The sequence below is a fragment of the Leifsonia sp. 115AMFTsu3.1 genome (genome assembly GCF_004362795.1).
In the GTDB taxonomy this organism is placed as follows: domain Bacteria; phylum Actinomycetota; class Actinomycetes; order Actinomycetales; family Microbacteriaceae; genus Leifsonia.
Map to the genome: position 1 here is coordinate 312,154 of NZ_SNYB01000002.1, position 13,632 is coordinate 325,785.

At 70.0% G+C, this 13,632-nt stretch carries 11 protein-coding genes and 1 tRNA gene; 4 read left to right on the top strand and 8 right to left on the bottom strand.

Annotation, left to right across the window (positions count from 1 at the left end):
* Positions 1 to 27: 27 nt before the first annotated feature.
* Entirely contained in the window at positions 28 to 657 is a 630-nt protein-coding gene (locus AXZ95_RS12470; protein ID WP_018192478.1) for an excalibur calcium-binding domain-containing protein, read from the bottom strand.
* A gap of 229 nt (positions 658 to 886) precedes the next feature.
* Between AXZ95_RS12470 and AXZ95_RS12475 the strand changes: the two genes are divergently transcribed.
* Positions 887 to 1,195, top strand: a complete 309-nt coding sequence (locus tag AXZ95_RS12475; protein ID WP_243737917.1) for a hypothetical protein — start codon at positions 887 to 889, stop codon at positions 1,193 to 1,195.
* A gap of 73 nt (positions 1,196 to 1,268) precedes the next feature.
* Here AXZ95_RS12475 and AXZ95_RS12480 read toward each other — a convergent pair whose 3' ends face one another.
* Both AXZ95_RS12480 and AXZ95_RS12485 read right to left on the bottom strand, forming a co-directional pair.
* Positions 1,269 to 2,177, bottom strand: coding sequence for an NAD(P)-binding domain-containing protein (locus AXZ95_RS12480; RefSeq protein WP_269209391.1), 909 nt, complete (start codon positions 2,175 to 2,177; stop codon positions 1,269 to 1,271).
* Between the two features lie 99 nt (positions 2,178 to 2,276).
* The gene (locus tag AXZ95_RS12485) at positions 2,277 to 4,079 is read right to left on the bottom strand and encodes a DUF2207 domain-containing protein (RefSeq protein WP_166645324.1); all 1,803 of its coding nucleotides are present in this window, start codon (positions 4,077 to 4,079) and stop codon (positions 2,277 to 2,279) included.
* Between the two features lie 266 nt (positions 4,080 to 4,345).
* Between AXZ95_RS12485 and AXZ95_RS12490 the strand changes: the two genes are divergently transcribed.
* Positions 4,346 to 4,900, top strand: a complete 555-nt coding sequence (locus AXZ95_RS12490; RefSeq protein ID WP_018192474.1) for an ABATE domain-containing protein — start codon at positions 4,346 to 4,348, stop codon at positions 4,898 to 4,900.
* 3 nt (positions 4,901 to 4,903) lie between these two features.
* Here AXZ95_RS12490 and AXZ95_RS12495 read toward each other — a convergent pair whose 3' ends face one another.
* The 3 genes from AXZ95_RS12495 to AXZ95_RS12505 form a co-directional block, all read right to left on the bottom strand.
* Entirely contained in the window at positions 4,904 to 6,499 is a 1,596-nt protein-coding gene (locus tag AXZ95_RS12495; RefSeq protein WP_018192473.1) for an ATP-binding cassette domain-containing protein, read from the bottom strand.
* 172 nt (positions 6,500 to 6,671) lie between these two features.
* Positions 6,672 to 7,115, bottom strand: coding sequence for a VOC family protein (locus AXZ95_RS12500; RefSeq protein ID WP_018192472.1), 444 nt, complete (start codon positions 7,113 to 7,115; stop codon positions 6,672 to 6,674).
* A gap of 96 nt (positions 7,116 to 7,211) precedes the next feature.
* Positions 7,212 to 8,093 carry a helix-turn-helix transcriptional regulator gene (locus tag AXZ95_RS12505; RefSeq protein WP_018192471.1) on the bottom strand — a complete coding sequence of 294 codons (882 nt, stop codon included), beginning with the start codon at positions 8,091 to 8,093 and terminating at the stop codon, positions 7,212 to 7,214.
* 149 nt (positions 8,094 to 8,242) lie between these two features.
* Here AXZ95_RS12505 and AXZ95_RS12510 point away from each other — a divergent pair, with 149 nt between their 5' ends.
* The gene (locus AXZ95_RS12510; RefSeq protein WP_043742633.1) at positions 8,243 to 9,169 is read left to right on the top strand and encodes an alpha/beta hydrolase; all 927 of its coding nucleotides are present in this window, start codon (positions 8,243 to 8,245) and stop codon (positions 9,167 to 9,169) included.
* Between the two features lie 5 nt (positions 9,170 to 9,174).
* Here the strand turns inward: AXZ95_RS12510 and AXZ95_RS12515 are convergent.
* Positions 9,175 to 9,248 (bottom strand) — tRNA-Gly (locus tag AXZ95_RS12515).
* Positions 9,249 to 9,351: 103 nt separating this feature from the next.
* Entirely contained in the window at positions 9,352 to 10,110 is a 759-nt protein-coding gene (locus AXZ95_RS12520; RefSeq protein ID WP_018192469.1) for a class I SAM-dependent methyltransferase, read from the bottom strand.
* 330 nt (positions 10,111 to 10,440) lie between these two features.
* Between AXZ95_RS12520 and AXZ95_RS12525 the strand changes: the two genes are divergently transcribed.
* Positions 10,441 to 13,512, top strand: a complete 3,072-nt coding sequence (locus tag AXZ95_RS12525) for a DUF11 domain-containing protein (RefSeq protein WP_020487545.1) — start codon at positions 10,441 to 10,443, stop codon at positions 13,510 to 13,512.
* Positions 13,513 to 13,632 lie beyond the last annotated feature (120 nt).

Genomic DNA, 13,632 nt, shown 5'->3' on the forward strand with positions numbered 1-13,632 from the left:
GCGGTTCGTGGAGGGCGGGTTGCGGCCTTACTCGCAGGCCACTCCGTCGCCGTCACGGTCCAGTTTGCGGGAGTAGCCCGGCTGACCGGCGTACAGCGGAGCCTTGCCGGCCGCGCGGACGGCCGTGCAGTTCGGGTAGTCCACGCTCGGTGCCGGTGCCGGTGCCGGCGCCGGTGCCGGTGCCGGCGGGGCCGGAGCTGGTGCTGGTGCCGGTGGAGCCGGCGCGGGCGCTGGCGCGACGGGTGCGGGTGCCGGCGCAACAGGAGCCGGTGCCGGAGCCGGTGGGGTTGCTGTGGTGGTCGGCGTGGGCGTTGCCGTCTGCCTCCCGGAGGTCCCCTTGGTGACGGTGAGCTTCACCGTTCCCCCACGCTTGATGCTCGCGCCGGCTTTCGGCGAGGATTTCGTGACGGTCCAGTTGCTCTTCACGATCACGAACTTCGACCACCTCCACTTCAGTCCGACCGCCTTGAGCGCCTTGCTCGCGGCTGCGCCGTCGAGACCGACGACTTTCGGTACGACGACCTTCTTGGCCGCTGTGACGGGCACGGTGATGACGGTTTCGGTCGGAGCGGCCATCGCGGGCAGCGGCCCGGTCAGCAGCGAGCCGATGACGGCTTCCGCGAGCACGACGGTGGAGAGCAGCGTTCGATTGCGCATGAGAGTTCCTCGGAGATTCGGGTGATCGCCTCAGTCTTGCGGCAGTGGCCGTGGGGCGGCAGACCCGCATACGAGGGGTGGTCGAGCGGTCGCGGCCGGTATGCTCCGGACCATGCGAAGTCGGGGGGCACGCGCCGTTGCCGTGATGCTGATTGCTGCCGGCGCGCTGGCGACTGCGGGGTGCTCCGGCTCGGGGTTTCCCCGCTACGCGTCGTGCCTTCCCGCCCGCATGAACGTGGATCCTGCGATCGTCGCGCCGGGTGACGTCGTGACCGTCTCCGCCGATCCGCCCGAGTGCGATCTGAACTATGAGCCCGGCCATCAGTACATCATTCGGCTGCGGGCCGTCGGGGTGAGTTCGCCGCCGATCAGGGCGGATGTGGATCGGGACGGGCGCTTCTCGACGGCACTCCCCATCCCCGCCGACTTCCCGTTGGGGCCGGCGACCGTCGCCGTCACGGGGAGCCCGTACGACGAGTGCGGCAAGAGCGGCTCTGGCTCGTGCGCGGGGTACACAGTGGCCGTCGAGGCGAGGTGACGGCGGCGCCCACACGCTCCGCCGCCGCCGCCCCCGCCGCCGCCGGGGCGGTTCGTGGAGGGCGGGTTGCGGCTCAGCGGAGGTCGCGCCCGGCCGTCTCTTCGATGAGCCGCACGCCCAGGAGTTCGCCGAGGACCGGCCCGAAGCGGGCGAGCGCTCGACGATGAACATCCGTCGACGCATCGAGCACGGGCGACGAGACGGAGGCCGCTCCGGCGAGCGCCGCCACAGCGTCGAGCTCTTCGACGACACGATCGATGCCGAAGGTGGTCAGGTAGTCGCCCCGGAACACCGCAGGCAGGTGCTCCGCCAGCGCCGTGCTGCTGCCCGCACTGTCGGCGAGCAGGGCGTGCAGGTGCTGAGGCGCGAGACCATGGCCGGCGCCGATCAGCAGCGCTTCTCCGGCTGCCACGGCGTTGGCGAACCATAGGGCGTTCGCGAGAAGTTTCACGACGACACCGTCACTGGGGCGCGGACCGCACAGGCGAATCCCGCCGTCCGCCGACAGTCGGTTCAGGATGGGCGTGGCACGGCCCACCGCGTCGGGTGCCCCGCCGACGTAGAACGTCAGAGTGCCCCCGGCGGCATCGCTGGGGCCTCCGCCCATCGGGGCGGCGACGACCTCGATTCCCCGATCGGCCGCCGTCTCTGCGAGAGCCGACGTCCTGTCCGGATCCCCCGAGGTGAGATCGACCCAGACCGCTCCGCTGTCGAGTGCCGGGAGCGCCTCGCGCATGACCGCGTCCGTCTCGCCCGGTCCCGGGAGCACGGTGACGAGTACGTCGCTCGACCGGGCGATCGCCGTGATCGACTCCATCCAGGTGGCGCCCGCATGCTCTACGGCTTCGCGCCGGGCGGGATCGATGTCGAACGCCGCCACGGGACCCAGCGCCGTGAGCCGGGCGACAATGCCCGAGCCCATCCGGCCGATCCCGACGAGGCCGATGCGCTGCTCGTCCATCGAGTCACCTTCCTGTCGCACGCATCGGCCGGTGCGCCGATCCCGTCACGCGTCGCCGTTGCAGCAGTGTCGCACACCTCTGGTTATCGTCCGGTCGAGGTGAAGTGAGCCGCGGGGGAGTCAGACGCCCCCGCCGCCTCCGCCACCCCCACCGCCGCCGGAGAAGCCGCCGCCGCCGGTGCCGCCGGACGACGAGCTGCTCGCAATGGTCGTGCTGGAGGAGATCCCGCTGACCATCTGGGAGAGCACGGCCGCGTTGAATGCGGTCTGACCGGCATACCAGGTGGGGCTCTCTCCGGTCTCCTCGTAGAACCGTCCGAGCTCGGCGAGCCACTTCTTCTCCTCGCCGAACAGCACGGCCCAGGGGAGGAGGCGCTCGGTGAGGCTCAGCATCTCCCGCGGGTCGTTCACGGCGACGGGCACGCGCTCCGCCCCCTGCGGTGACTGCAGGTAGCGGATGCGGTCGGCCTCGGCGAGGTGCACGTACATCTTGAGACCCTCCACGTATTCGCGGAGGGTGCTGCCGGTGGTGCTCAGCGGCGAGTGCGACAGCAGGATGGCGGTGACGATGAGGAGCAGGATGGCACCGATCATGATGCCGACGGGCAGTGCGCCTCCGAAGACGCCCGCGAGGCACAGCACCGAGCCCACGGCGGCGAGGGCGGTGGCGGCCACGGCGGTGAGGAGCACTGCGAGGACCGCCCCGCGAGGTCCCGTCCTCCGGTAGCCGTAGCGGGTGGCGTCCTTATGCACGCGCTTCAGCAGCGCGGCGATCGCGCGCGCGACACGCGAGTTGGACGAGCCGAGTTCGAGGGTCGTCCCGGGCGCGGGCGACGTGCCGAAGAGGGCCTGAAGGAACTGGAGCTCGTCGGCGTTCGGGTTCGGTTCGCGCAACGCCTGGCGTCCGGTCGCCTGAGTGGAGACGAACTCCAGCGTGTACGAGGAGCGGCCGAAGAATCCCGTGCTCTGCAGCACGCGCACCCGACCGGAGACCGCGAGGTCGAGCGTCTGCGCGGCGACGACCTTCTTGCCGCCGCCGGCGATGTCCGCCGCGAGGAGGAGCCCCTCCTTCGGCGGAACGTACTCGGGGATGATCGTGCCGCGTCCGGGCGCGTCGCGCAGGAGTCGCACGCGCACGACGATCGCGCCAATGAGGGCGAGGATGCCGAGCAGCAGGCCGGCCACGCCCGCGAAGCCCCAGCCGGTGTCGAACAGTCCGTCGGCGCGCGCCGTGAACGTGCCCGCTGCGAACCCGATGGCGAACGTGAGGTTCTCGTGCGGACCGAGCGTGTCGGCGGTGAAGCGGAATCCGTCGTCGATGCGCTCGACCGTCGCCGCATCCGTGGATCCCTGGGCGCCGCGGTATGCGGACGGGTCGCCCTTCAGCGCCGCCGCCACGTCGGGTGCGAGGTGCACGGTCGCCGTCACGCGGTCGAACGGTTGCGCCCACGCCGTGCCGTTCGTGTCCCAATACAGTTCGTCGTCGCCGGTGTCGCCGAAGTAGCGCGTGACGTTCGTCTGCCGGTAGGTGATGACGTAGGTCTGATCGCCGTGCACGTAGTCTTTCGCCGCGATCGTCAGCGAGAGGATGCCCTCTTCGGAATCGCTCGTGTACGGACGCGGCGTCCCGTTCTGGTCGGTGACCGACACGACCTCCAGGTCGGTCGGGTGGCCGTCGTAGTCTTCGACCAACTCGCGCCGGATGCCGTGGTTCTGGTCGGTCTCGGGGAACCGGGCCACCAGCGTCTCCACGGTGGTGAGCGTCGAGTGCCCCTGCGCGTCGCGGCCGAGCCGATAGTCGCCGTCGAAGCTCGCGAACGTGAAGTCGTCGACCCCGGTGGGGGCGACGGCGCCGACGGCCGTCCGGGCATCGGCGCCTGCGCTCTCGGGACTCCCCGCGAGGATGAGTGAGCACACTGCCACGGCGAGCGTCGTCGCGATGAGTCGCCCGGCCCATCCCAACGGCCGTCGGCTTCGAGCGCGGACCCTCATCTTCCTCGCCGTCCTCCGCCCCCGGCGGTTCGCGTGGGCCGCTGGCCCTCCCGGCGGCACGCGTCCCATCCTGACACGGCTGCGTCCGTCGCGGGTCACGCCCGCGAGACCGCCATCGTCTCCCCTGGCTCGCGAGCCCGGGGCCGTAACCACTCAAATCGGTTGCAGCGCACGAAGTCACCAGTTAGGGTGGTTACATGCACGCCTTCCCCTGCGGTACGTCCGCTCTCGATTTCGTCGGCACGCTGCGTGCTCGACGCAACGACGTACCGACGGAGAAGCTGGGATCACCGGAGGCGCTCGATGCGTGGTTCCTCGAGGCCGGCCTGATGGATCGGTCCCCCCGCGCGACGACCGCCGACCTCGAGGTGGCGGTCGAGCTCCGCGAGGCCGTCTACCGCGTCGTGCACGCCCGCATGATGGGCGCGCCCTTTGCGGAGGACGACCTTCGCGTGCTCAACTCCCACGCCGCCGGGCGCCCGATCACGCTCCAACTCCACGAGAGCGGCACGATCGATCGCGCGTCGGAGATCGCGGAGGGGCTGTCGCAGATCGCTCGGCAGACCGTCGAGATCGTCGGCGGAGCCGAGGGCGACGTGCTCCGCGAGTGCGGCCGCCCCGAGTGCACGCAGGTCTACCTCGACCACTCCCGCGGCCACCGTCGGGAGTGGTGCTCGATGAAGACCTGCGGCAACCGGATGAAGGCGACCGCGTTCCGCGCCCGGCAGAAGCAGCCCGCCGCGACGGCGTGACGCCTACGCTTCGGTGAGTTCACCGCCCGGGCCGAGCTCGAGAGTCATCGTGAGACCGAGTCGGGCGAGGAACCGGTCGTCGTGGCTGACGACGAGCAGCGCGCCCCGGTAGTCGGCCAGCGCATCCACGAGCTGATCCACGCTGCTGACGTCGAGGTTGTTCGTCGGCTCATCGAGAATGAGGAGCTGCGCGGGCGGGTCGGCGAGGAGCAGGCGCGCGAGCAGGACGCGGAAGCGCTCGCCGCCGCTCAGTGTCCCGAGCGGTCGATCGACCGCGTCGCCCTTGATCAGCAGGCGGCCGAGCCGGTTCCGGATGAGCGAGTCGGGGACATCCGGCGCGACCCGGCGGACATTCTCCAAGGCGCCCACGCTTTCGTCGACGCCGTCGAGCCGCTGCGTCAGGTAGCCGACCCGGTCGGTGTGGAGCACTCCGCCCGCCCGCCCGGGCTCCGCGTCACGGCGGTGGAGCAGCGACTCGAGCAGAGTGGTCTTGCCCACGCCGTTCGCACCGACGACGGCGACGCGCTCCGGCCCCTGAAGAAGGTAGGTGCGGTTGCTCCCGTGCAGCTCCGCAATGCGGCGACCGGCGGGTACGTCGGGGTCCGGCAGCTGCAGGGTGATGCGCTGATCCGGGCGGATGCGCGCCGCGGCCTGTTCGCGCGCCGCTTTGGCCGCATCCACCCGGTCGTCCAGTCCCGAACGCAGCTTGCCGGCGGAGGCCTCCGCACGCGAGGCGAGTCCGTTCATCAGGATCTTCGAGCCCTTCTTGTTCTCGTTGGCCGTCTTCGCGTTCCTGGCACGCTTCGCCAGCCGGCTCTCCGCCTCGGCGCGCTGCCGCTGCTCCGCTTTGACGGCGTGCTGTGCTGCCGCGGCCGCCTGCACCGCGTTCTGCTGCTGCTGGTCGAGTGCCGCCTTCCACTCGCTGTAGGGGCCGCCGAAGGTCGTCAAGCGGCCGCCGTACAGCTCGGCCGTCTGATCCATCCGCTCGAGGAGGTCCAGATCGTGGCTGACGACCACGAGGGTACCCGGCCAGTCGTCGAGCATCCCGGCGAGGAGGGCCTTCGTCGGGCGGTCCAGGTTGTTCGTCGGCTCATCCAGGAGGGTGATCGGAAGCTCCCGCACCCGCAGACCGGAGATCGCGATCAGCATGACCTCGCCGCCCGACAGGGTTCTCACCGGGCGGTCGAGGTCGGCCGCCGAGAAGCCGATCGCCTGCAACTGCACCTCCGCGCGCGACTCGATGTCCCAGTCGTCGCCGATGGTGTCGAAATGCTCCACGGAGGCGTCGCCGCCCTCGACGGCGCGGATCGCATCCAGCACCGGCCCGATGCCGAGGAGGTCGGCAACCGTGGCTGTGTCGTGCCAGGTCAGCGACTGCCGAAGGTAGCCGACGTCCCCCGCGGTGGAGACGCTGCCGGTGGATGGGGTGAGCTCGCCGGCGATGAGGCGCAGCAGGGTGGACTTCCCGGCGCCGTTGTCACCGACGAGGCCGGTGCGACCAGTGGTGAACGACCCGGAGACGCCCGAGAGGGCGGCCTGGCCGTCCGGCCAGGAGAACGAGACGTTGGAAAGAACGATGGCAGACGTGCCAGTAGACATGTGAAGACCTTGACGAGAGAGAGCGGACGAATCGGAACGCAGTCGGCCGCGCGGTGGCGTTTGCAGAAGCCACCGGTGACCGGTGGCTACGCTCTGTCGATCTCGTCAATCAGCACCATGGCATGCTACCAAAGCCCGCCGGCCCGCCGGCCCGACCTCTGGCCTCCTTGCCTCAGCGGCCAGGGGCTCGCGTCACGATCTGCTGGATGGTCCAGCTGTTGCCGTCGGGATCGCTGAATGACGCGTACGTGCCGTAGCTGTCTGTCGCCGGGTGGGGACCGGGGACCCGGTTCGTCTCGTCGGCCCAGTGGAAGATGCCGTCAGCGTCGTGCCAGAGCTCGCTGACCGCGACTCCGCGCTCGATGAGCGTGTTGCGCGCCTCGACGATGTCCGGAGTGATCAGGTGCAGGCCCTGCGCCGTACCGGGCTCGGCCGTGGTGAGGTGGTCGCCGAAGATGACGGATGCCGCCGACCCTGGGGGAGTCACCTGAACGACCCGCAGCCCCTTGTCGGTGGAGAAGTCGGCGTCGAGGCGGAAGCCGATCCCCTCGTAGAAGTCCTTCGCGCGGTCGGTGTCGGCGACGGGGATGACCACGATCTCGAGCTTGAGTTCCATGTGCAGAGCCTTTCGATGAATAACTGTTTAGAACGGTTATGACCCTCTCATGCGGTCGCATAACCTGTCAAACCAGTTATTTTGAGCAGCCGAATGTCACCGCCGGGACTCTTCCTCGGCGGTCAGCTCGGCGCGGGCCGGCTCACTCCAGGACGTCAGGATGCGCAGCCCGTCGCTGGACGGGCTGCCGTTCTCTGCGGTCAGCACCATCAGGCGTTGGCCGCTGCCGTCGGGACTCTGCCACGTGTCGCAGTCGAGGGTGAGCTCGCCGACCGTGGGATGTTGGTAGTGCTTCGTCCCGTAGGTCGCCGAGTTGACGTGCCGTTCGGCCCACCAGGTGCGGAAGTCGGCGTCGCGGAGCGACAGCTCCCCGACCAGCGCGGCGAGTTCCGGGTCGTCGGGATCTGTCGCGGCCTCCATCCGCAGGGCGGCGACCGCATCGCGGGCGTCGTGGTCCCAGTCGAGGTGCATGGCGCGGACACCGGGATGCAGGAAGAGCAGCCGCAGGTAGTTGCGCTGGGGCGCGGGTACGGCGCCGAAGTCCGTGAACAGCGCTGCGGCCGCACGGTTCCACTGCAGCACGTCGAGGCGGCGTCCGAGCACGAGTGCGGGGGTGTCGGTCAGCTGCTCGAGCAGTCGCCGCATCGCCGGTCGCACTGTCTGGCGGCTCCTTCGCCGCCGAGGGGCTGCATCGGCCTTGTGCGCGACCTCGTAGAGGTAGGCGCGCTGGTCGTCATCCATTCGGAGCGCGCGTGCCAGCACGCCGAGCACCGCCGCGGAGGCTTGGACGCGTCCCTGCTCCAGTCGCGTGTAGTAATCGACGCTGATCGACGCGAGCGCAGCCGCCTCCTCCCGCCGGAGTCCCGCGACGCGTCGATGACCTCCCGTCTCCGGAAGGCCGACGTCCTCGGGCCGCAGCCGCGCGCGGCACGCCTTCAAGAACGCCCCGAGCTCGTGGAGCTCCGCCGAATCACTCATGGATTCAGTCTCCCGTCCGGAGCGATCGTGTGGGAGGGAAGGATTCTTCCCCGGCAGATTCCTGCTGCTTACCCCTGACTCGGCGGCGCAACAGCATGGGATCCGTCGCGGCAGCCGCCGCACGGAACCCCATCGAGAACGGACCCACCATGACCACACGAACCGACGTCACCTTCGAGAGCGCAGGCATCCCCCTCGCCGCCCACCTCTATGTTCCGGACGGAGCCGTCGCCGGTTCGCCGGCTCTCGTCGTCGGGCATCCCGGTTCCGGGGTGAAGGAGCAGGCCTCGGGCCTGTACGCATCGCGGCTGGCGGATGCAGGCTTCGTGACGATCGCCTACGACGCGGCCTACCAGGGGGCGAGCGGCGGAACCCCGCGCGGTCTGGAGGATCCCGGCCAGCGCATCGAGGACATGAAGGCGGCGGTGTCCTACCTGACGACCCTCGACCTCGTCGATCCCCAACGCATCGGTCTGCTCGGCATCTGCGCTTCAGGCGGATACTCGCTCGCGGCGACCGCCAGCGACCACCGCATCCGGGCGCTCGCCACCGTCTCGCCCGCCGACGTCGCCCGTCAGTTCCGGTACGGCGCCGACGGCGCCCAGGATCCGGCGGTGTTCCAGGGCATGCTGGATGCGGCGGCCGCCGCACGCACGGCGCAGGCCGCGGGGGAGGATGTCGCCGGCATCCCGCTGTTCCCGGAGACGATCGAGCAGGCGCGCGCCGCTGGAGGCGAGCACGGCGCCGAGGGCTTCGACTACTACTGCACTCCGCGCGCCGCACACGACCGCGCCGCCCGGACGTTCGACTGGTCGAGCGTCGACAAGCTCGCCACCTTCGACGCGTTCACCCAGGTGCCGCTGATCGGCGACCGTCCCCTCCTCATGGTCATGGGCTCGCGGGCGGTCACCGCCTGGATGGGGATCGACGCCTTCCAGCGCGCGGTCGGCCCGAAGGAGCTCGTCTGGGTGGACGGAGCGAGCCACGTCGACCTGTACGACCGCGACCCGTATGTGGCGACCGCCGTGGAGCGCCTGGCCGTCTTCTACGGTCGGACGCTGGCACCGGCGGTCTGAGGAACTGGAGCGAGTGACGGGAATCGAACCCGCGCTATCAGCTTGGGAAGCTGAGGTTCTACCATTGAACTACACTCGCGCGGCCCGCGAATCCCAGTAAATCACTGGGATGTGAGGCTGCCGCCCAGACTACCCGGTCGACGGTTTTTGGCCAAACCCGGCCAAGCCCCGGCCGCGTCTCCTCACCCCTTGCGCGCCTCGATGAGGTGCCGGCTCGAGTACGTGACGAACACGCCGTCGCGCCGGATCACCTCATCGAGTTCGCGCAGTCGGTCCCGGTAGGCGTCGACGGTGAAGCCGGGGACCCACCAGATGACCTTGCGGAGCAGGTAGACGACCGCGGCGATGTCGAAGATCTCTATCCGCGTGCGCGCCGTTTGCAGGTCGACGATCTCGAGACCGGCTCGCCGCGCGGCCGCCGTCTCGTCGTCCGGGTGCCGACCGCGGCGCGCGTCGGGCAATGGGCCGAGGAAGAACTCGATGAGTTCGAAGGCGCTGGCCGGCCCGACGTGCTGCGCGAAGTAGGTGCCGCCCGGCGCCAGCACTCGAGCGATCTCCTCCCACCAGATCGTCGCGGGGTGGCGGCTGGTGACCAGGTCGAACGCGTCGTCGGCGAAGGGAAGCGGCGGCTCATCGGGGTCGTGCACGACGACGACGCCGAGGGGATGCAGGAGGCGCGTCGCCTTGACGACGTTGGGTGGCCACGACTCGGTGGCGACGGCCGTCGGGGGGAAAGAACCAGCCTGCGCCAGCACCTCGCCACCCCCGGTCTGGATGTCGAGCGACGCCCGCGCGTGCGCCATCCGTTCGGCAAGACGACGCGCATAGCCCCACGGTGGGCGCTCCTCGGCGGCACGCCCGTCGAGCCACGAGAAGTCCCATCCCGTGACATCGGCGCTCTCGCCGAGGGCGATCAGCTCCTCGAAGGTGGATCCGGCCATGCCACGATCATGCCAGGCGCCCGATTCGCGGCCCAGCGGCCAGGCCGCCCCCCACAGATGCCCGAGGCAAGGGTGATTACGGGGTGAAAAACGGCCAACCGTCCCCTCTGCTCCGCCAGGCTGTGCAATTGCCGGGGACGTTTCGACACCCGGCAGACACACGTTCATCGAGTGCCCCTCCGACCGGGAGCACTCGATGTGAGCAGCTAGGGGATGGGCTTGAGACTGCAACCGTTCAATCGACGTCGGCGTGCACGGACGGATGGCCGTGCCGGTACCGCAATCGGGGGACTGCGGTCCCGGAGGATCCGATCCGTCGCCGCCCTGGTCGTGTCCGGGCTCACGCTGGCGATCGCCGCGGGCGGGATGCTGATCGCGGCGCCCTCCGCATCGGCCGCTCCCGGTTCGCCGGGCACCCCCGGAGCCCCGACGACGCTCTGGAGTGAGGGTTTCAGCAACTCTCCCGTCGGACAGCCGTCGCGTCTCAACAACTACGTCGGGACCGGCGGGATGCGGTACACCGCCTCCCCGTACTGGCTGTCCCAGGCGGCCTGCAACGGCACGATCACCGCATTCAATGACGCCAACGACCCGGTCTGCGGTGCAACCGGCGCCCCGCAGTCGCAGGCCCAGATCCGGCAGGTCTCCTACGCCCTCGGTCAGCTGGCCGGCGCGGCGAACCCGGCGGCGAACAAGGCCGTGTCGACCTTCACCGGCACATTCCTGACTCCCGATGACACCTCTCACCCGAACGAGATCGAGCTCGCGACCACGAGCCAGATCGCACTTCCCTCGGCCAGCGGACGCTTCCTGACGTTCTCCGTCGACGCGGCCGCGCAGTGCAGCAATAGCCCGCCGCTGCTGCGCTTCTACTACCGCACCGATGCGGGGGCCGAGGTTCCGGTCAGCCAGAGCGCGATCAACCCCTGCACCGCACCCGGCGGCCAGAACTTCACGACGCCCGCCAGCACCGACGCCTCGGGTGCCGCGGTCGGCGGCGGCGTCTACCGTGCCGGGTCCTTCGCGGCCAACGGCTCGTACCTGGCCACCGGCCAGGGCATCGGGATCGTCATGCGGAATGAGCAGACCGTTCCGGGCAGCCGCGGCAACGACGGCGGTTTCGACAACATCCGGATCCTGGATGTGACCCCGCAGCTCGACAAGTCGTTCAGCCCGGCGATCGCGCCGACCGGCGGTGTCTCGACCCTGACGTTCACCGTCACGAACACGAGCGACCTGGCGGCCAAGAACGGCTGGTCGTTCACCGACGCGCTGCCCAGCGGGCTCACCGTCGCCTCCCCCTCCAGCGCCGCCACCACCTGCCCGAGCGGCAGCGTGACCGCGGCTCCGGGCAGCGGGACGGTCGGCGTCACCGGCAACCTGGCGGCGGGCATGGCGTCGTGCACGGTCACGGTCAACGTGACGTCCGCATCCATCGGCTCCTTCACCAACGGCCCCGACAACGTGACGACCACCGGACTCGACAAGCCGGGCAACGCGACCGTCACCTTCGAGGCGCCTGCGCTGTCGCTGATGAAGCACGCGGCGACGCCGGTGGATGTGAACGGCAACGGCATCACGGACACCGGTGACACCATCCAGTACACCTTCACCGTCACCAACACCGGCGACGTGCCGGTCAGCGGCATCGTCGTGAACGACTCGAAGGTTCCGGCCATCGATTGCCCGTCGAGCACCCTCGCTCCGGGTGCGTCGCAGCTGTGCACCGCCGCGGACCCGTACACCGTCACGGCGGCGGACGCGCAGGCGGGATCCGTCGACAACACCGCGACCGTCACGGGGACCTCGCCCGCGGGCGAGACCGTCACGTCCAGCCCGTCGTCGACCTCCACCCCGGCCGAGGTTGCGGCGCCGGCTCTGTCGCTCGTCAAGTCGGCCGACCCGTCCGATGCCGGCTCCTACCAGCCGGGTCAGGTGATCGCCTACAACTTCGTGGTGACGAACACCGGCAACATCACGATGAACGGCATCGCGATCGACGAGACGGCCTTCTCAGGCACGGGATCTCTTCCGGCAGCGACCTGCCCGGTGGCGACGCTCGCACCGGGAGAACAGGAGATCTGCACGACCAGCTACACGCTGACGCAGGCGGACGTCGACGCGGGCTCCCTGCAGAACACCGCCACGGCCACGGGAACCCCGCAGGGGTCCACCGTCGAGGTGCCCTCGGAGCCGTCCACGGTGACCATTCCGCAGGTGCCGGCTCCCGGGCTCAGCATCGTCAAGTCGGCGACCCCCGGCACCGTCACCGCCGCGGGCCAGCAGATCACCTACTCGTTCGTCGTGAAGAACACCGGCAACGTCACCCTGCACGGCGTCGTGGTCGACGACTCGGACTTCTCCGGAACGGGGACGCTCGGGGCGATCGACTGCCCCACGACCACCCTGGTGGCCGGCCAGGTCGAGACCTGCACCGCGGACTACACGGTCACCCAGGCCGACGTCGACACCGGCACGCTGACCAACAGCGCGACGGTGACGGGCACTCCGCCCACCGGCGACCCGGTGCCGCCGGTGCCGTCGAACCCGGTGGACATCACCATCCCCCGTGCGCCCACCCTCTCCATCGTGAAGACGGCGAACGTGCAGGCCGCGGCGGTCGGTCAGACCATCACGTACACGTTCGTGGTGAAGAACACCGGCAACGTGACCATCACGGATCCGCAGGTGTCGGAGGGCTCCTTCTCCGGTACGGGGACGCTCTCAGCGATCGACTGCCCGCAGGGATCGGCCAGTCTCGCCCCCGGTGACACCTTCACCTGCACGGCGGACTACACGCTGACCCAGGCGGATGTGGATGCCGGCAAGCTGACGAACACCGCCACCGCGATCGGCACCCCGCCTCCGGGCACCGACCTGCCGCCGGTGCCGCCGTCGACCTCGACCGTGACGACCGATCCGCACCCGGCTCTCGCCCTCGTGAAGACGGCCGACACGAACAAGGCCACTGCGGTCGGTCAGATCGTGACCTACACCTTCACGGTGACCAACATCGGGAACATCACCATCACGCAGCCCAGCGTGAAGGAGGGTGCCTTCACCGGTCACGGGACCCTGTCGAAGGTCACGTGCCCGAGCGGCTCGACGCTCCGGCCCGGTGACTCGCTCACCTGCACGGCGACGTACACGGTGGTGGCCGCCGACCTCACCGGCGGCACACTGAGCAACACCGCCACCGCGACGGGCACGCTGCCCAACGGCGACCCGCTGAGCTCGGACCCGTCGACCGCGACGGTGCAGGAAGTGGCCGTCGTGGCGGCCGGACTGGCGTCGACCGGCAGCAGCATCGCCGGGTGGACCGGGGGAATCGCCCTGATGCTCATCGTGGGCGGGGCCGCGTTCCTTCTGATCCGCCGCCTGAACAGGTCGGAAGCCGCCTAGCGGCAGGGTGAGGCCGGCTCCCCCGGCCGGCCTCACCTGCCCGAGCCCCCACCCGGCGGCCCGCGGGTGAAGCCGGGGTGAAAACTCTACGACGCCGTTGCGCTCCGTTCGGGGCATCCG